The sequence below is a fragment of the Candidatus Viadribacter manganicus genome (assembly GCF_001679665.1).
Classification (GTDB): domain Bacteria; phylum Pseudomonadota; class Alphaproteobacteria; order Caulobacterales; family Aquidulcibacteraceae; genus Vitreimonas; species Vitreimonas manganica.
Map to the genome: position 1 here is coordinate 236,439 of NZ_CP013244.1, position 16,978 is coordinate 253,416.

17 protein-coding genes are annotated in these 16,978 nt (G+C 61.0%); 3 read left to right on the forward strand and 14 right to left on the reverse strand.

Translation table 11 applies throughout. The features are described 5' to 3' along the window. Nucleotides 1-28: 28 nt before the first annotated feature. The 3 genes from ATE48_RS01275 to folK form a co-directional block, all read right to left on the reverse strand. Nucleotides 29-2,266 carry a RelA/SpoT family protein gene (locus ATE48_RS01275; RefSeq protein WP_066767071.1) on the reverse strand — a complete coding sequence of 746 codons (2,238 nt, stop codon included), beginning with the start codon at nucleotides 2,264-2,266 and terminating at the stop codon, nucleotides 29-31. Nucleotides 2,267-2,270: 4 nt separating this feature from the next. Beyond that, the gene (gene rpoZ, locus ATE48_RS01280; RefSeq protein WP_066767073.1) at nucleotides 2,271-2,621 is read right to left on the reverse strand and encodes a DNA-directed RNA polymerase subunit omega; all 351 of its coding nucleotides are present in this window, start codon (nucleotides 2,619-2,621) and stop codon (nucleotides 2,271-2,273) included. A gap of 104 nt (nucleotides 2,622-2,725) precedes the next feature. Then, on the reverse strand, nucleotides 2,726-3,259 hold the full coding sequence (gene folK, locus ATE48_RS01285; RefSeq protein WP_083197098.1) for a 2-amino-4-hydroxy-6-hydroxymethyldihydropteridine diphosphokinase: 534 nt from the start codon (nucleotides 3,257-3,259) through the stop codon (nucleotides 2,726-2,728). Between the two features lie 41 nt (nucleotides 3,260-3,300). Here folK and ATE48_RS01290 point away from each other — a divergent pair, with 41 nt between their 5' ends. After that, entirely contained in the window at nucleotides 3,301-3,969 is a 669-nt protein-coding gene (locus tag ATE48_RS01290) for a uracil-DNA glycosylase (protein ID WP_066767078.1), read from the forward strand. Here the strand turns inward: ATE48_RS01290 and ATE48_RS01295 are convergent. From ATE48_RS01295 to dapA, 3 genes are read right to left on the reverse strand one after another with little or no spacing between them, the layout of a single operon-like run. Next, nucleotides 3,966-4,832 (reverse strand): tetratricopeptide repeat protein, encoded by an 867-nt coding sequence (locus ATE48_RS01295; RefSeq protein ID WP_066767080.1) that lies wholly within the window; start codon nucleotides 4,830-4,832, stop codon nucleotides 3,966-3,968. The genes ATE48_RS01290 and ATE48_RS01295 overlap by 4 nt on opposite strands. Further along, entirely contained in the window at nucleotides 4,829-5,302 is a 474-nt protein-coding gene (smpB, locus tag ATE48_RS01300) for an SsrA-binding protein SmpB (RefSeq protein WP_066767082.1), read from the reverse strand. The genes ATE48_RS01295 and smpB overlap by 4 nt, the downstream gene beginning before the upstream one ends. Before the next feature lie 5 nt (nucleotides 5,303-5,307). Continuing rightward, nucleotides 5,308-6,180: a 4-hydroxy-tetrahydrodipicolinate synthase gene (gene dapA, locus ATE48_RS01305; RefSeq protein WP_066767084.1), complete on the reverse strand. Its 873-nt coding sequence runs from the start codon at nucleotides 6,178-6,180 to the stop codon at nucleotides 5,308-5,310. A 120-nt stretch (nucleotides 6,181-6,300) separates the two neighbouring features. On the opposite strand from dapA, the gene ATE48_RS01310 reads away from it, so the two are divergent. Further along, nucleotides 6,301-8,364, forward strand: coding sequence for a lytic transglycosylase domain-containing protein (locus ATE48_RS01310; protein WP_083197099.1), 2,064 nt, complete (start codon nucleotides 6,301-6,303; stop codon nucleotides 8,362-8,364). On the opposite strand, the gene ATE48_RS01315 is transcribed toward ATE48_RS01310, so the two are convergent. After that, nucleotides 8,361-9,305: a threonine ammonia-lyase gene (locus ATE48_RS01315; RefSeq protein WP_066767086.1), complete on the reverse strand. Its 945-nt coding sequence runs from the start codon at nucleotides 9,303-9,305 to the stop codon at nucleotides 8,361-8,363. The genes ATE48_RS01310 and ATE48_RS01315 overlap by 4 nt on opposite strands. Continuing rightward, entirely contained in the window at nucleotides 9,305-11,740 is a 2,436-nt protein-coding gene (gene hrpB / locus ATE48_RS01320) for an ATP-dependent helicase HrpB (protein ID WP_066767087.1), read from the reverse strand. Before hrpB ends, ATE48_RS01315 begins: the two co-directional genes overlap by 1 nt. A 123-nt stretch (nucleotides 11,741-11,863) precedes the next feature. Between hrpB and ATE48_RS01325 the strand changes: the two genes are divergently transcribed. Next, entirely contained in the window at nucleotides 11,864-12,376 is a 513-nt protein-coding gene (locus ATE48_RS01325; RefSeq protein ID WP_083197100.1) for a hypothetical protein, read from the forward strand. On the opposite strand, the gene tgt is transcribed toward ATE48_RS01325, so the two are convergent. From tgt to coaD, 6 genes are read right to left on the reverse strand one after another with little or no spacing between them, the layout of a single operon-like run. Next, nucleotides 12,373-13,485, reverse strand: coding sequence for a tRNA guanosine(34) transglycosylase Tgt (gene tgt / locus ATE48_RS01330; RefSeq protein WP_066767089.1), 1,113 nt, complete (start codon nucleotides 13,483-13,485; stop codon nucleotides 12,373-12,375). The genes ATE48_RS01325 and tgt overlap by 4 nt on opposite strands. After that, nucleotides 13,482-14,540: a tRNA preQ1(34) S-adenosylmethionine ribosyltransferase-isomerase QueA gene (queA, locus tag ATE48_RS01335; RefSeq protein ID WP_066767092.1), complete on the reverse strand. Its 1,059-nt coding sequence runs from the start codon at nucleotides 14,538-14,540 to the stop codon at nucleotides 13,482-13,484. Before queA ends, tgt begins: the two co-directional genes overlap by 4 nt. Then, the gene (locus ATE48_RS01340) at nucleotides 14,540-15,163 is read right to left on the reverse strand and encodes an HD domain-containing protein (protein ID WP_066767095.1); all 624 of its coding nucleotides are present in this window, start codon (nucleotides 15,161-15,163) and stop codon (nucleotides 14,540-14,542) included. The genes queA and ATE48_RS01340 overlap by 1 nt, the downstream gene beginning before the upstream one ends. After that, nucleotides 15,160-15,621, reverse strand: coding sequence for a peptidylprolyl isomerase (locus tag ATE48_RS01345; RefSeq protein WP_066767097.1), 462 nt, complete (start codon nucleotides 15,619-15,621; stop codon nucleotides 15,160-15,162). Before ATE48_RS01345 ends, ATE48_RS01340 begins: the two co-directional genes overlap by 4 nt. Beyond that, on the reverse strand, nucleotides 15,594-16,487 hold the full coding sequence (locus ATE48_RS01350) for a peptidylprolyl isomerase (RefSeq protein ID WP_083197101.1): 894 nt from the start codon (nucleotides 16,485-16,487) through the stop codon (nucleotides 15,594-15,596). The genes ATE48_RS01345 and ATE48_RS01350 overlap by 28 nt, the downstream gene beginning before the upstream one ends. Next, nucleotides 16,487-16,978 (reverse strand): pantetheine-phosphate adenylyltransferase, encoded by a 492-nt coding sequence (coaD, locus tag ATE48_RS01355; RefSeq protein WP_066774474.1) that lies wholly within the window; start codon nucleotides 16,976-16,978, stop codon nucleotides 16,487-16,489. The genes ATE48_RS01350 and coaD overlap by 1 nt, the downstream gene beginning before the upstream one ends.

Below are 16,978 nucleotides of genomic sequence, written 5' to 3' on the forward strand. Positions count from 1 at the left end.
TAGCATCCGTCGGGGCCATCGAAAACGGCTAACCCTTCACCCGATCCGCCTCTTTCACGGATTTGCTCGCCCGCATGGCGGCGAGAATGTTTACGAGATGGCGGGCGTCCGCGACTTCGATGTCGAAAATCATGTCGAAGAAATCAACGGTGCGCTTGGCGAGCCTGAGATTGAGAATATCGCCCTCGTTCTCGGCGATGATTCCGCACAACTCTGCCAAGACGCCGCGCTTGTTCTCCACCGTCGCGACAATACGGCCTACGGCCAGCGTCTTGTTCAGCGCCGTAGGCGTCCAGGCCAAATCGATCCACTCGCCGCCGCTATCCTCCAGCGAGGCCAACGTTTCGCAGTCGATCGTGTGAATGACGATGCCCTTGCCCGGCGTGTGCACCCCGATAATGCGGTCACCGGGAATAGGCGTGCAACATTCAGCGAAGTGAAGCGCAACACCCGGCGTGAGATCGCCGCCCCTTACATAGAGCTTGGCTTTCTCAAGCTCCATCGGTCGACGGCCCTCGTCCTTGCGGACACGATCTTTCAGTCCCGGGAAAGCCGCAACTGCAACGGCGCTCGCCTTAATCGAACCTTCGCCAACGGCCACGAACAATTCTTCTTCGTCAGGTTTGCCCAGCGTTTCGGCGGCCTTCTGCAGAGCTGTTTCAGCGAGTTCATGACCGTAACGGTGGAGCGCGTGAGCGATCAACTCACGTCCAAGGCGCTCAAATTCATCGCGCTTGGCGTGTTTATCGAGCCGGCGTTGCGCCGCTTTCGCACGGCCGGTCTTCGTCAGCGCTTCATAACCCGGCACTGGCGCCACCCGGTCGCCGGTGAGAATTTCGACGACGTCGCCGTTGCGCAGCACCGTCCGCAGCGGCTTTTCAGCACCATTGATGCGCGCGCCCGTACAACGATCACCGACGCCAGAGTGCACAGCGTAAGCAAAATCGAGCGGCGTTGCGCCTTGCGGCAACGGGATCAGCGCACCCTTCGGCGTGAAGGCAAATACGTGATCCGAGTACATCTCGAGCTTTGCATGCTCGAGAAACTCGCCGGCTTCGCCGCCGTGCTCTGCAATTTCAAGCAACGAGCGCGTCGCTTCGCGTGCATCCAATCCCGCATTCGCTGCGGTCTCTTCGTCAAAACCGTAGGATTCGTTTTTGTAACGCCAGTGCGCCGCAACGCCGTTTTCGGCGATCTGGTCCATGTCTTCGGTACGAATCTGGATTTCAACGCGCACGTTGCCAGGACCAATGACCGTGGTGTGGATCGAGCGATAGCCGTTCGGCTTGGGGTTCGAGATGAAATCTTCCAACTGATCGGGGACGCAGCGCCATGTTTGGTGCACCAGACCCAAAGCGCGATAGCAATCATCGGGGTTGTTCACGATCACACGGAACGCATAGACGTCTGCGAGATCCGAAAACTCGATGCTTTTGCGGCGAAGCTTGCGCCAGATCGAGTAAGCCTGCTTTTCACGACCGTACACGCGCGCGTTGATGCCGGCGAATTCGAAGACTTCCATCACCGTCTGCACGATGATCGCGACGTTGGCGCCCTTTTCCACGCGCAGTTGCGCAAGACGGGCGTTGATCGTCGCTTCCATATCTGTAAACGCTTCGTGGAAAGCGAGCCCTTCAAGCTCGCGCGCCATCTTTTCCATCCCGATGCGGCGCGCGAGAGGACCATAAATCTCAAGCGTCTCAAGCGCGATGCGCCGGCGTTTTTCGGGCTTGGGAATGTGGCTGAGCGTACGCATGTTATGCAGACGGTCCGCCAGCTTCACGATCAAAACGCGCACGTCTCGCGACATCGCAAGGATGAATTTTTGCAGGTTCTGCGCCTGCTTGTTTTCTTCGCTCTGAATTTCAAGCTTCGAAAGCTTGGTTACGCCCTCTACGAGATCGGCAATCTGCTCGCCGAACAGTTTCTGAATTTCGTCGCGCGTCGCGTCTGTATCTTCGATCGTGTCGTGCAAGAGCCCCGCCACAATCGTCGCGGCATCCAGCTTGTATTCGGTAAGGATACCGGCAACCTGAATCGGGTGGGCGAAGTATGGATCGCCAGAGTGGCGCTTCTGGCTCCCGTGCTTGGCAGTCGCATACACGTAAGCGCGGTTGATCAGGTTCTCATCAACCGATGGATCATACCCGCGCATGCGTTCCACCAGCTCGAACTGGCGGAGATAGTTTTTGCGTGGTGGTGCGCCCGCGCCCGCCGCTGGTTGGCTGGCCGGGGTTGTGGCGGCGACTCCGTCACCGCCCGACATGGACCTAGTACCGCTCGTCGCGTTGAGCTTCAGCTTCTTGCTGGAGCGCGCGCAGCACGTCGTCTTCGCTGGTCTCGACCGGAGCGGCGAGCGCCAGACGATCTTGCTCGTCTTCGGCTTGAGCGGCTGGTTGGACGTCTTGGTAGAGCATCACATAACTGTCGCGCAGCTCTTCCGGCGTAATCGCGCCGTCGCCGATTTCACGAAGGGAAACAACCGGATCTTTATCGCGGTCGCGATCCACAAGCGGCTCGGCGCCGGAGGAAATGTTGCGCGCGCGGTGCGCGGCCAGCAGCACCAGCGAAAACCGGTTCGGGATCTTTTCTACGCAATCTTCAACGGTTACGCGAGCCAAGGCGTGCTTCCTCAGGGTCAAAATGGGTCGGAACGAGCCTCAACCTAGTGGGGCTCGCGGTATTTCGCAATGCGAAGGGCGGCCGCAGGTGCGAAATCCTGCCCTCAAGGCGCCGGGATATCTCCCACGCGCTCGTAACGAGACTGGACCGGCAGGGCCCCAAGCAGTGCGGCCGCACGCAGACCTGTCTGCGCGTGCCGCCAATTCGGAGCAACCTCCGTCAAGGGCGCGAGGACAAACGCGCGCTCCGTCATCCGCGGATGCGGCAATATAACACCGCCAAACTCGCCGACATAACGGTCCATCGTGAGGATGTCCAAATCCAGAGTTCGCGCCGCCCAGCGCTCACGACGCTCTCTACCGAACCGCCGCTCGATGATTTCTAACTCACCGTAAAGGTCCGTCGGCGACATGCGGCCAACCCCTAGCTGGACCACAGCGTTGAAATAATCCGGCTGGCCGCTCCCGGCGGGCCATGCCTCCGTTCGCCAAACGCCCGATTGCGATAAGACTCGAAGACCCGCGCCGTTGATCCCGACAAGCGCCGCGCCCAGCAAAGCCGGCCCTTCCAACGCCCCGAAAGGCATGTTTGCCCCGAGCGCGACCAAAGCCGTTGACGCCTCGATTTGACCGCTCACTGGATGGCCCTGCTAAGTTGGATCTCGCAACTCCTGCAATCATGTTCGCTCGAAAGCGCAGCGCTTTGACTACTACGCTCCCCGAAGCGCCGAAAGACTGCCCGCTCTGCCCAAGGCTCGTCGACTACCGCCGCGCAAACCAACTCGCCGAGCCGACATGGTTCAACGGTGCAGCACCCTCGTTCGGCGATGAACAAGCGCGACTTCTCATTGTGGGCCTCGCGCCAGGCCGCGGCGGCGCAAACCGTACCGGCCGCCCCTTCACCGGGGACTATGCCGGCGATTTGCTGTACGGCACGCTTAAGAAACTTGGCCTAGCGGAAGGGGAGTACCGCGCCGATCCCAAAGACGGACTGACGCTAAAAGGCGCGATGATCACCAACGCTGTGCGTTGCGCGCCTCCAGAAAACAAACCGACGCCCGCCGAAATCGCCGTCTGCCGGCCATTCCTCTCGGCACGCATAAAAGCGCTACCGCGCATGCGCGCCATGCTGGCGCTTGGCTCCATCGCACACGAAAGCGTGCTGTGCGCTTACGGCCTGAAGCCCACATTTTCTAAGTTCGGCCACGCCGTCGAGACCGCATTGCCCAGCGGACAAATCCTAGTCTCAAGTTATCATTGCTCGCGCTACAACACGCAGACGCGACGACTGACGACCGAGATGTTCGAGACCGTAATGGCGCGCGCCAAGCAGCTCGCGTTCGCCTAGTCGGCCGCCTCGATCGGCTGCGGCGCCGGCTTTGGCGGCAAGATGTTGTACTCTTGATACTGGCGCGCAATGCCAGGCTCTAGCTCTTCGGCGCGCGCCAAGTCGGCGTCGCCTTCAGCGTGCATGCCTAAAGCTATCCGCGCCAACCCGCGACCGTACATGAAGTGCCCGCGCTCAGGCTCGATCCGCAACGCCGCTTCATAGTCCGCAAGCGAAGCTTCCAATTCCCCACGTTTCAGATGCAACAGCCCCCGACTGTCCAGGACGTTTGCGTCGTTCGGCACAGACATCAAAGATGCATTGCAGTCCGATAGCGCCAAATCCAGATCATCGTTGTTGATGGTGCGCAACCAGCAACGCGAATTCAGGAGATCTGCATCTCCGGGAGTTTCCTGCAAATAGCGATCGAGTTGCTGTATCTGCTCCACATAAGCAGAGGCTCTCTGCTGCACGACCTCCGCGCGATGATCGAGCGCTTGCTGTAATCCCGGCGCAAGCGCCAACGCTTGATCGAAATCTCGAACCGCAAAATCGAAAGCGCCGCGCGCCTGATGGATAATGCCGCGCTGGAGATAAACTTCGGCATTGTTGGCGTCGATGCGCAGAGCGCGGCCAAGATCCGCTAATGCCCGATTATACTGGCCATCTGCGGTCCGCACGGAAGCGCGCGCAACAAACGCAGCCGTCCGGCGCTCATCTGTGGCGCCGTCGAAGTCGATCACGGCGGTGCATTGGCTTACTCGATAAGCCGCTGCGCCGTTTCCGTTGCAGCGCTGCCAAGCAAGTTCAACTGTCTCCGCATTTACCGGCGGCAGGCAACCTGCGACGCAGGCGGCAAGCACGAAGATAATCGCGGCTCTCATCCTTTATCCCGCAACAAGCGCCCTTGCTGACGTTTCCAGTCACGATCCTTGCTGGCCTCGCGTTTGTCATGCGCCTTCTTGCCCTTGGCGAGCGCAATCTTGATTTTGGCAATGCCGCGATCGTTGAAATACAGTTCCAACGGAGCCAACGTTCGGCCCTCACGCTCGACCGCACTGGCGAGCTTTTTCAATTCCCGCGCTCGCACCAGCAATTTTCGCGGTCGGCGTGGCTCATGATTGAATTGTCCCGCAGGCGGATACTCAGGAATGGTCGCGTTAACGAGCCAGAGCTCACCCTTTTCCGTGCTTGCGTAGCTTTCCGCGATGTTGGCGCGACCACCGCGCAACGACTTCACCTCGGTGCCGACAAGTTGGATGCCAGCCTCCATGGTCTCTTCGATCATATAGTCGAACCGCGCACGACGGTTTTCCGCGATCAGCTTGCGCTGGGGATCTGCCTTTTTTGCCATGGCGCTTAGATAAGGCCTGCGTGTGTCATTGCCGAGCGGATCTGTGCTTTGGCCGCGTCGCTGCACGTAACGATCGGCAGACGCACCTCGTCGGTACACAATCCTAGCAGTGAGCAGGCGTACTTCGCTGGCGCTGGCGACGGCTCGCAGAACATTGCCTTATGCAACGGGGCCAACCGATCATCGATAGCGCGCGCTGTGTCGAAGGCGCCCTGCAGCGTCGCATCCTGCATCTGCGCACAGAGCTTCGGCGCTACGTTGGCGGTCACCGAGATGCATCCGCGTCCGCCGTGTGCGTTGAAGCCAAGGGCGCTAGCGTCCTCGCCGGAGAGCTGATTGAACTCCAAACCCGCAAGAGCGCGGTGCTTGGCAACACGCGATAAATCGTTCGAGGCATCCTTGATGCCGACCACGTTGGCGAGTTGAGCAATTCGACCGACGGTTTCCGGCGACATGTCGATCATAGTGCGACCCGGCACGTTGTAGATGTAAATTGGGATATCCACAGCGTCGTTGATTGCCTTGAAGTGCGCAAACAATCCATCAGGGCTTGGCTTGTTGTAGTATGGCGCGACCACAAGCACGGCATCCGCACCCGCCGCCTTCACATGCTTTGCCAATTCGATGGCGTGCGCCGTGTCGTTCGAGCCCGCACCGGCGATCACCGGCACTTTCCCGGCGGCGACTTCGACGCACATTTCCACAACCCGAACGTGCTCTTGCAGGCTTAGCGTTACGCTTTCACCGGTGGTGCCGCAGGGAACAAGGCCGTGGGTTCCCTCCGCAACCTGCCAAGCCACCAGCTTTTGGAACGCCTGTTCATCGACGATTCCGTTGCGAAATGGCGTTATGAGCGCAGGATTCGAGCCGTGAACCATGAACAGCTTCCGTTTGGGGTAGAGTTGGCGCGATTCCTGCCACAGTGTCGGGCGAGGTTAAATAGCGGCCCGCCGACGCTTGTTTGCGGGCCCAAGGTTGTTTCGTTGCGAGGCGGGTGAATGAACCGACCCAGAATGATCCGTGTATGCGCGTTCGCGGCAGCCGCAAGCGCTGTGTTGGTGGCCTCGAGCGCCGTGGGCCAACAGGAGACCGCGCCTGGCCCCGCAAGTGCTCAGGCCACGACCTATGCTCCAGCGGCCCCGATGCCGTCGGGCGCGGAGCGGATGCGCCTGCGTGAGGGACTGGCGGCGGCTCAATCCGGCGACTGGGGGGGCCTAGCTTCGCTTCGCGACAGCGCCACGGACCCGCTGGTGCGCCGCATGCTGCAATGGCGCTGGGCCTCGTCCAACGAGGCGCCGCTCTACTTCGCCGACATTAAACAAGCGCTGGACGAGTTGCAGGGTTGGCCCGCGCGCACGATCATGCGCACGCGCGCCGAGCAGGCGATCTTTGACAGCCGCCTATCTCCGGCCGAACGCATCGCATTCCTCCGCCAGGACGGAGGGCCAATCACGGGCGATGGCCGCATCGCGCTGGCGATGGCCCTGCGTGACGCTGGACAGCGCGCCGAAGCCAACGAGATCGCTCGCGCATCCTGGCGCGAAGATGCGCTGACAAGCACAACGGAAGATCGGGCCCAACAAGAATTCAGCTCAGTCTTCACCCAGGACGATTATGCTGCGCGGGTAAGTGGTCTTCTGTGGCGAGACCAACGCACCGCCGCGCAACGTCTGTTCTCACGCTTGTCGTCAGCCGACCGCGCTTTGGCGCAAGCACGCATTGCCGTGCAGACACGCCAGCGTCGCGGCCTCCAGGCCGCAATCGACGCTGTGCCCGCTTCGCGCCAAGACGATCCGGGCCTCCTCTTTGATCGCGCCCAATATCGCCGCCGGACTGACCAGCCGATCGATGCGATGCAAATGGCTGCGCGCATCGATGCACGTGAAGCGCCGCTTGCAGCGCGCTCCGACATTTTCCGTGAGCGCCGCCTCTACGTGCCCCGCGCCATGCGGGCCGGCAATTACAGTTTGGCCTACCAACTGGTCTCGAACCATGGCCTGACAAGCGGGGAGTCCTTTGCCGACGCCGAATGGCTCTCCGGCTGGCTTAGCCTGCGTTATCTCAACCAACCGCAACGCGCCGCCGAACACTTCTCTCACCTAAGCGAAAACGTGTCTTCGCCGGTCAGCCTGTCGCGCGCGCTCTATTGGCGCGCCGAAGCTCAGCAGGCGCTTGGCAACCGTTCGGAATCGGAACGCCTCTTTAACGAAGCGGCACGCTTTAACTTCACCTATTACGGCCAACTCGCCGCCACGCGGGGCGACCGTAGCGCGCTGCTCTCGCTCCCAGAAACCGCCCAGGTTACTCAGGCTGCTCGTGATCGCTTCGCCAATCGCGAATTGGTGCGCGCGTTGCGCCTCATGGCCGAAGTCGGCGCCCAGCGCGACTTCGAGTCGATCGCATTTTACCTCGACGATACGCTCGATGATCCGATGGAGATGGAACTCCTTTCGCAGCTGGCGCGCGAACAATCCTACCACCGCACGGCGCTTCGCAGCGCGAAGGCAGGGCTCTTCCGAAATGTCGTTGCGGTAAGCTCTGCATATCCGCTGATAGACTTGCCGCCAACGGTGCGGACACAAGGCCGCATCGAGCCCGCCCTGGTGCTCGCCATCATTCGGCAAGAGAGCGAATTCGATGTTGGCGCGATCTCCAGCGCCAACGCTCGCGGGCTCATGCAACTCATTCCCTCAACAGCGCAAGCTCAGGCTAGGCGCGAAGGGATGTCGTTCGAGCGCAGTGCTCTGACCAGCGACGCGCAGTACAACATGACCCTTGGCTCGGCCCATCTCGCGGATCTCGTAGACAGCTTCAACGGCTCGTATGTTCTCGCCATCGCATCCTACAACGCCGGATCGCACCGTGCGCGCGAATGGATTGAAGACTGGGGCGACCCACGCTCACCGTCTGTCGATGTCGTCGACTGGATCGAACTCATTCCGTTCTCAGAAACGCGCAACTACGTCCAGCGCGTCACCGAGAACCTCCAGGTCTACCGCTATCGCCTGGCCGGCCAAGCGACGCCGATCACGCTTGAGCAGGATTTGAAGCGGGGCGGTTAGGCCGCTAGCGCGCGCTCAAAGGTTTCGACATCGACGTTGCCCCCGCTGGCGATGATCGCGACGGTTTGCCCCCGCACGTCCGCGCCGCCTTCAAGCAGAGCCGCCAAAGAGGCAGCGCCCGACGGCTCAAGCACCAGCTTCAGCCGCTGGAACGCGAATTTCATCGCGCGTAGGACAGCCTCATTCGAAACCGCGAACACGCGCTCGAAGCGCTCGCGTGCGATTGCAAAGGGGATCTCGCCCATCTGCTCCGTGAGCAGGCCATCACAGATTGATCGGATGCCGGGTTCGTTGCGTTGGATCACGCCTGTCTCAAGCGTGCGCTGAATGTCGGCATGCCCCTCCGGCTCGACGGCGAACACCCGTGCGTCGGGCAAGGACAGCGCGGTGCCAGTAGACAGTCCGCCTCCGCTGGCCGGCACGAAGACAACGTCAGGCGAAATGAGCGCCGCAATCTCCAAACCGGCAGTCCCCTGCCCCGCCAGCACAAATGGATCGTCGAAAGGTTTGATTAAGGCGAGACCTCCGTCGGCAGCGAGACGTGCGCCAATCTCCTCGCGGCTCTCACCCACACGATCATAGGTCACCACCTTCGCGCCAAGGCTGCGTGTCGTATCAAGCTTTATCTTCGGCGCGTCAGCAGGCATGACGATGGTGGCGGCGATGGCGAATAGCTTAGATGCTGTGGCGACAGCGATGGCGTGATTTCCGGATGAGAACGCGATCACGCCCTTGGCGCGCACTTCTGGCGAAAGCGCCGCAATAGCATTGGTGGCGCCGCGCATCTTGAAGGCGCCGCCGCGTTGAAGGTTCTCGGCCTTCACCCAGACCTTCGCGCCGGTGACCTCATCCAACACATCATTGCGGATAAGGGGGGTCTTCACAGCGATACCCTCAATGCGCTTTGCCGCCGCCTTCACGTCCTCAATTGTCGGTATCATCACGAGCCTCTTGGTTTGGCGCGGCGCGTAGGCGGCGCCGTCAATGGATCATCCGGCCAAGGATGCTTTGGGTAGCGACCGCGCATCTCGCTACGCACAGCCGCGTACGAACCACGCCAGAACCCCGGCAAGTCCTTGGTGGTCTGAACCGGCCGATGTGCAGGGGAAAGCAATCGCAAGCTTAAAGGGACGCGGCCGCCCGCGATCGCCGGGTGTTTGTCTTGACCGAACATTTCTTGAAGGCGCACATCCAAAGCCGGTCCGCCGTCACTTGCATAGTCGATTGAGAGCGACGATCCGGCGGGCGTTTCAAACTTTGCCGGCGCCTCGACATCGAGCCTGCGGCGCTGATCATAGTTGAGGGAGTTTAGCAGCGCGCGCGATACATCCACCGCCTTCAACGTCGACACGCCAACCAACGCCGGACCCAGCCAATCTCCGAGGGAGTTCTGCAACGCCTCATCGCTCCAGTCTGGCCAAGCGCCATCCTCAATGGCGCGCATGAACTGGACTCGGGCGCGCGTCTGGCGCGCAACATCGTCCCAATCAAGCAGCGCCACACCCTGCTCTGCAATCACATCGAGTAAGGCCTGAGTAAGATCCGAGCCTGAAAGCCGCTCTAGCGGCGCTTCAGAAAGCACGAGTTTGCCGAGGCGTCGCACCCGACGCGCGCGCAATGCTCCTGTCGCAGCATCAACACTCGCCGAGGCGCGCGACTCAATCTGCCCGCCAAAAAGATCTTCAACATCGGCAAAATCAATGGGCGCACCGACGATGACCTGCGATCGGCCCGCAGCGCCTGCCATGTCTGCGATCACCGCGAACTGGGCCTTGAGCAGCGGCGAGGTGTCATCAACCATCGCCGCTCGACCGTTGACGAGCGAAAATCCACCTTGTCGAGCTTTGCCGACGCGATCTGGATAGGCCATCGCCAACAATCGCCCCGCATGATCTTCGCGCCCATCTCCACGCGTGCCGCCCGCTAAGCGCGCGATGCGATCCGCAAGGCCGCGAGCACTTTCCGCACGCCGGCCGCGCTCCGTCGCGAAGCGATGTAAGCGATCCCTTAAATCTGTGCTGCGGCCACCTAACCCTTGCTCACTGAGAACCACAGCAATACGCGCCCCCAGCACCGCCTCACCGTCACGCGCCGCGCAGATCACCATATGCGCCAAACGCGCAGGCAGCGGCAACTTTGCGATGGCTTGGCCATGTGGCGTCAACCGATCGTCATCGCTAAGTGCGCCGATGCGTTTTAACAGCGCGATAGCTTCGGCCCATGCTGGCGCCGGCGGCGGGTCCAACCAAGCCAACGTGTTGGGATCGCTTGCACCCCACGCCGCAAGATCAAGCGCGAGCCCGCTTAGATCCGCATCCACGATTTCCGGCCGGTCGAACAATGGGAGCGCGCGCGTTTCCCCCTCGCTCCACATTCTTATGGCGACACCGGGCTCAAGGCGGCCGGCGCGACCCGCGCGCTGGGTAATGGACGCCTGGCTCGCGCGAACGGTCTCCAGACGCGTCAGGCCGAGGGCGGGCTCGAACTTGGGACGGCGCGCAAGCCCACTATCGATGACGATGCGCACGCCTTCGATTGTGAGACTGGTCTCCGCAATCGACGTCGCGAGCACGACTTTTCTTCGCCCTGGTGGCGCAGGTGCAATAGCCGCATCCTGATCGCTTGGACTCATGGCGCCATAGAGCGGGCGAATATCTATGTTCGGATCGCGGATGCTTTCACGCAATCGCTCCGCGGTGCGCTCGATCTCGCGAACACCGGGAAGAAAAATCAGAACAGAACCGGGCTCACTCAACATCGCCGAGCGTGTCGCGGCGGCTACATCGTCCTCCAGTCGCACTTGCCCGTCACGCGGGCGATAGATGTGCCGCACTGGAAACATGCGGCCCTCACTCACGATTACCGGCGCATCACCTAGAAGGGCTGCAACACGCGACGCATCGAGCGTGGCCGACATCACAATGAGCTTCAGATCTGGCCTAAGCGCGCCTTGCGCTTCGCGCGCAAGCACAAGTCCGAAATCGCCCTCAAGACTTCGCTCGTGGAATTCGTCGAACACCACGACCGCGACGCCGCGTAGCTCGGGGTCCTCCAAGATCATGCGTGTGAAGACGCCCTCGGTGACGACCTCAATGCGCGTTTCGCGTCCGATCTTGGAATCGAGCCGCACGCGATAGCCAATCGTTGCGCCAACGGGCTCTCGGCGCTCAAACGCCATGCGGGCGGCTGCGGCGCGCGCTGCGATGCGCCTTGGCGACAAGAGAATGATCTTACCATTCTTCGCCCAAGGCGCGTTCAGCAGCGCTGGCGCGACACGCGTCGTCTTGCCCGCGCCGGGAGGCGCAACCAGCACTGCCTCGCCGCGCGTCTCCAGCGCGGCCAGCAAGTCCGGCAATACATCCTCAACTGGGAGCATGCGCCGGGCTTAACCCAATCGCCTTGTCCATGTCTCGCCGCATTGGCGCGGCAAGGAGGCAGAGGTATAGGCTGGCCGCCTGCGAGCCGGGAGCTGAGAATGCACATGCGGACTATAGGGAAAATGGCGGTTCTGATCACGGTATGCGCGAGTGTCGTGGCCTGCTCAACCGGTCGCACCGCCGACACCCGTCGCGGGGTCACCAGCGCCGCCTCGATCCCATTTCGCGATGTTGGTTTGATGCGCCAGGAGATCCCCCTGGTGCTGCGCAATCTTCAGTATCCGTATGCCACGGCAACGCTAACCGATTGCGCGGCCGTCGCGCGCGAGATCAATCAACTCGACAGCGCACTTGGCCCTGAAAGTTACCAGCCCGGTCCCAATCGCAACATTTGGGATCGCAGTGGCGACTTCGTCGAAGATCAAGCCATCCAGGCCGCCGAGGACACCGCGGAGGATCTCATTCCATTCCGTTCTTGGGTGCGCCGCCTCAGCGGCGCCAATCGCGCGGAGCGGGATGCACTACGCGCAGTCGCCAACGGACAACAGCGTCGCACCTTCCTGCGCGGCTATGGCGCTTCGCTTGGTTGCCCGAGCATCATTCCACCACCGCCGCCCGCACCGCGCCAACGTTAGCCGGCAGCTGACTTCGCTTTGAAGTCGGAAACAAACTGCGTCAATCGCCCTTCGGCGATCGCGTCGCGTAAACGCGCCATCAGAAATTGGTAGTAGGCAACATTGTGCCACGACAGCAGCACTTGGCCGAGCAATTCGCCGGCTTTGAACAAGTGATGCAGATAGGCCTTAGAGTAATCACGGCTCGCGGGACAATCGATGTTCGCATCCAGTGGGCTGCTATCCTCAACGTAACGGGCGTTTGTTATATTGAGCGGGCCCTCGTCCGTCCAAGCTTGCCCGTGGCGTCCTGAGCGCGTCGGAAGCACGCAATCGAACATATCAACGCCGCGGACGACGCTTTCGACGATGTCGATAGGCTTGCCCACGCCCATCAGATAGCGCGGGCGATCCTGCGGAAGCAGCGGCGTCGTAACATCAAGCGTGGCCAACATCGCCTCATGCCCTTCGCCGACTGCAAGCCCGCCGATGGCGTAGCCGTCGAATTTTTCAGCCACGAGCGCTTCTGCGGAAATGCGGCGCAGGGCCGGATCAATGCCGCCCTGAACAATTGCGAACAGATTTTGCTTTTCGCGTTCGCCAAACGCCACCTTGCAGCGCTTTGCCCAACCCAGCGAAAGACGCATCGCCTTTTCGACGTCCTCTCTCGGCGCGGGCAGCGCGGGGCACTCGTCTAACTGCATCACGATATCCGCACCGATCTGATCGGCTTGGATTTGCATGGCGCTCTCTGGGGTCAGACGATGCTGGCTGCCATCCACGTGGCTTCGAAACGTGACCCCGTCGGCATCGAGTTTTCGAAGCTGGGCGAGCGACATCACTTGGTAACCGCCACTATCGGTGAGGATCGGTTTGTCCCATCGCATGAACTTGTGCAGTCCACCCAAGCGGGTCATGCGTTCACCGCCCGGCCGCAACATCAAGTGATAGGTGTTGCCAAGAATAATATCCGCACCCGTCGAAGCGACTTGATCGACTGTCAGGCCTTTGACTGTGCCCGCGGTGCCGACAGGCATGAAGGCGGGGGTGCGGATGTCGCCGCGCGTGGTGCGCAAAACACCTGTTCGCGCGTCACCGTCGCGGGCCTTTATTTCGAACGGAAAATTCATTCGGCCCGCCATAACAGGCTGGCGTCGCCATAGGAATAGAAGCGATAGCCGCTATCGATGGCGTGCTTATACGCCGCCTGCATACGCTCGAAACCGGCGAACGCGGACACCAGCATGAAGAGCGTCGAGCGCGGCAAGTGAAAGTTAGTCCAAAGGCAATCGATCACTCGAAAGCGATAGCCGGGTGCTATGAAGATGTTGGTTCCGCCTGCTTCCGCACGAACCTTGCCATCTTCATCGGCGGCGGATTCCAGCGACCTGAGCGCGGTGGTGCCGATTGCGATAACACGCCGCCCTTCACGCCTGGCCCGGTTGATTGAGGCAGCGGCCTCAAGCGAGATCTCCCGCCACTCCGAATGCATCACGTGCGCTGAAGTATCTTCGACCTTTACAGGCAGGAAGGTTCCTGCGCCGACGTGCAACGTTACGTGCGTGCGTTCGACACCCATCTCGGAGAACTTTGACAAAAGCTCTTGGGTAAAATGCAAACCGGCCGTGGGTGCTGCGACCGCACCATCCCTGGCGGCGTAGATCGTCTGATAGTCAGCGCGGTCCTGATCGTCGGGGGCGCGTTTGCCTGCAATGTACGGCGGCAGCGGTGGCGCGCCAATCTGTGCGATTGCTTGATCAAGCTCCGCTCCACTTCGGTCAAAACGCAGCGTGAGTTCGCCTTCCTCGCTCTTGCCTTCTATGGCCGCGAACAGACCCTCGTCGAAAAAGAGACCATCGCCCTGCTTCAGACGTTTGCCGGGCTTCCCGAGCGCTCGCCACGTGTCAGGTGACATTCGTTCGATCAAATTCAACGAAACATTCACCACCGGACCTTGGGGATCACGGCTTGGCCGGATCGCCTTCAAGGCGGCGGGAATGACACGGGTGTCGTTGAACACCAATAAATCCCCGGCGCGGAACAACGTCGTCGCGTCGCCCACCTTCAAATCCTCGAATGGCCCCGCCTTCGGCACGTGAAGCAGTCGCGCGCTTTCACGCGGCCGCGCCGGGCGAAGCGCGACTAGTTCATCGGGGAGTTCAAAATCGAATAGGTCGACGCGCATCAGTGTTTGACCATGCGCCCCTTGCGCATCTCCTGGAGCTCCCAGCGCATGTTGGCGCGGGCCGTCTCTCCAAGTTCACTTTCAAAGGTGTCTGTCCGGAACGTGCGCACGTGTTCAAGCTGCTTCGCCAGGAAAGCGCCGCGTCCTGCGGCGAATGCCGGGTCCAAGATATGAGGGTATTCGGCGCGAATGCCGCTCGCGTAAGCGCAGTAGACCTCCCATGGGGCGCCCAGGATGGCGATATCCATGTCGAGAAAGAGCGCTTCGTCGCCATCCGCCTCGCCGGCAGCGTGATCCTTGGTCATTTCGATCACATGAGCCACGCGATCGCCAATACCTGAAGGATGAGCCAGCGATGTACGCGCCCATTCGGCGCTCGATGACTCATTGTCGGACCTACCCGGCTCATAGACCGCATCGTGAAACCAGATCGCGTAGCCAACAAGGACAGCATCGCGGATCAACGTTGCACGCCGGTCCGCTTCGTCCAGCAGCCAAGTGAGATGCGACTGACCGTGATAGACCCGCTGCGGCTCATTCCAGGCACGAATGAGCGCCTCGCCAAGCGTATCGACGCCCTCTCCAGCCAGCAAACGCCAGCGTTGGAGAAGGCTCTTCGTCACTCCGCCTTCGCGGAGACGATCTTCCCTGGGTTGCGTGGCGGCTCGCCTTTCGGCAGCGCGTCGACCGCTTCCATGCCTTCGACCACCTGTCCCCAGACCGTGTATTGCTTGTCCAGGAAGCGGGCCTCGTCCAAGCAGATGAAGAACTGGCTATTGGCGGAGTTTGGATCGTTCGTGCGCGCCATCGAGCACACGCCGCGCGCGTGAGGCTCGGCGTTGAACTCCTGCTTCAGGTTCGGCTTGGTTGAACCGCCAGTGCCATTCTTACGTCCGCCGTCACCACCTTGCGCCATGAACCCGTCGATCACGCGATGGAACGGGACGTCATTGTAGAAGCCTTCGTTGGCCAACTCGCCAATGCGCTGGACATGGTTCGGCGCAAGGTCCGGGCGGAACTTGATCTTCACCGTACCCGTGTCGAGTTCGAGCGTCAGGGAATGAAAGGAATTATCGACCACCAGCTTCTCTCTCTGTTCGGATTGCGCGGCACGCGCGCGGGAATTTGGACATCACAGACCGAGAAATCCGCGCGGCGTTCGCGGCGGGTTTCCTCAATCAGATCACGAAACTGCGGACCATCGGAACGCAGCACGTAAATGGGCGCACGCTCGCTCTCCGGCAAATCAGCGGCGACGCGAACGGCGATCATGCGATCTGGATTGGGCGGTGGATTGCCGACTGCGATCTGCATGACGGCCTCTTGGCCCCATACGACACGCCCAAAAATCGTGTAGCGCTTATCGAGTGCGGAGTTCGGCTGACGCATGATGAAGAACTGGCTGTTGCCGGAGTTCGGATTGTCCGATCGCGCCATCGACACAACGCCCTGGCAATGCAGCGCGTTGGCCGAAACTCGCCCATCGTTGGTCACGGCCATTTGCGCGTCCGGTTGCGATTCAATCGGCAACGCCTTGTAGAAGCCTAGTCGCGCACGGCTCTGTTCTGCCGCTTGAATGAACGGCATTTCCGGGCCGCGGCGGAACATGAATTCCTCGCGCAAATCCGGGAGCGACGATGCACCTTCACCAGTGCCCAACGGGTCGCCGGTTTGCGCCATGAAATCATCCACCACCCGGTGGAATGTCAGGCCATCATAGAAACCAAGCCGCGTGAGCGCCTTGATCCGTTCAACGTGGCGCGGTGCAATCTCTGGATAAAGCTCAACGACAATCCGGCCGTGGACCGTATCGATGTAGAGCGTGTTTTCAGGATCAACCTGACGCCAATTGCGCGGGTCCGGCGTCTGAGCGGAAGCCGCATCAAACATGCCCACGAGGCTCAGCGCGATCATCGCCGCAGCCAAAAATTTCCCAAAGCGCAGCATTAAGACACCCCGAACTTGGCCTTCAGTCGTCCTTCTACTTCCTTGGGCACGAAGTGCGCGACGCTTCCTTGCAGTCGCGCGATTTCTTTCACCAGCCGGCTCGCGATCGCTTGGTGCGTCGGATCGGCCATGAGAAAAACCGTTTCGATGGCGGGATTTAGCTTTTGGTTCATCCCCACCATAGCGAATTCGTACTCGAAGTCGGCGACCGCTCTAAGTCCCCGGACGATGATTTGCGCCCCTACGCTTTCGGCGAATGACATCAGCAATGTGTCAAAAGGTTGGATGATGATCTCAGCGCCGCCTTTGATCTTAGCGCACTGCTCCCGGACCATCTCAACCCGCTCCTCCAGGCTAAAGAGCGGCCCCTTGTCTTGATTGATGGCGACGCCAATCACCAGCTTGTCCACCAAGGTCGCGGCGCGACCGATAATATCCACGTGGCCGTTCGTAGGGGGATCGAAGGTCCCCGGATAAAGACCGACGCGGAT

Bases quoted from the DNA above. Each gene is read 5' to 3' on its own strand.
- ATE48_RS01325 (WP_083197100.1), top strand. From the start codon at position 11,864: ATGGCGGTTCTGATCACGGTATGCGCGAGTGTCGTGGCCTGCTCAACC.
- queA (WP_066767092.1), bottom strand. From the start codon at position 14,540: ATGCGCGTCGACCTATTCGATTTTGAACTCCCCGATGAACTAGTCGCG.
- ATE48_RS01290 (WP_066767078.1), top strand. From the start codon at position 3,301: ATGTTCGCTCGAAAGCGCAGCGCTTTGACTACTACGCTCCCCGAAGCG.
- ATE48_RS01295 (WP_066767080.1), bottom strand. From the start codon at position 4,832: ATGAGAGCCGCGATTATCTTCGTGCTTGCCGCCTGCGTCGCAGGTTGC.
- dapA (WP_066767084.1), bottom strand. From the start codon at position 6,180: ATGGTTCACGGCTCGAATCCTGCGCTCATAACGCCATTTCGCAACGGA.
- tgt (WP_066767089.1), bottom strand. From the start codon at position 13,485: ATGAATTTTCCGTTCGAAATAAAGGCCCGCGACGGTGACGCGCGAACA.
- ATE48_RS01315 (WP_066767086.1), bottom strand. From the start codon at position 9,305: ATGATACCGACAATTGAGGACGTGAAGGCGGCGGCAAAGCGCATTGAG.
- ATE48_RS01310 (WP_083197099.1), top strand. From the start codon at position 6,301: ATGAACCGACCCAGAATGATCCGTGTATGCGCGTTCGCGGCAGCCGCA.
- ATE48_RS01350 (WP_083197101.1), bottom strand. From the start codon at position 16,487: ATGCTGCGCTTTGGGAAATTTTTGGCTGCGGCGATGATCGCGCTGAGC.
- hrpB (WP_066767087.1), bottom strand. From the start codon at position 11,740: ATGCTCCCAGTTGAGGATGTATTGCCGGACTTGCTGGCCGCGCTGGAG.
- smpB (WP_066767082.1), bottom strand. From the start codon at position 5,302: ATGGCAAAAAAGGCAGATCCCCAGCGCAAGCTGATCGCGGAAAACCGT.
- ATE48_RS01275 (WP_066767071.1), bottom strand. From the start codon at position 2,266: ATGTCGGGCGGTGACGGAGTCGCCGCCACAACCCCGGCCAGCCAACCA.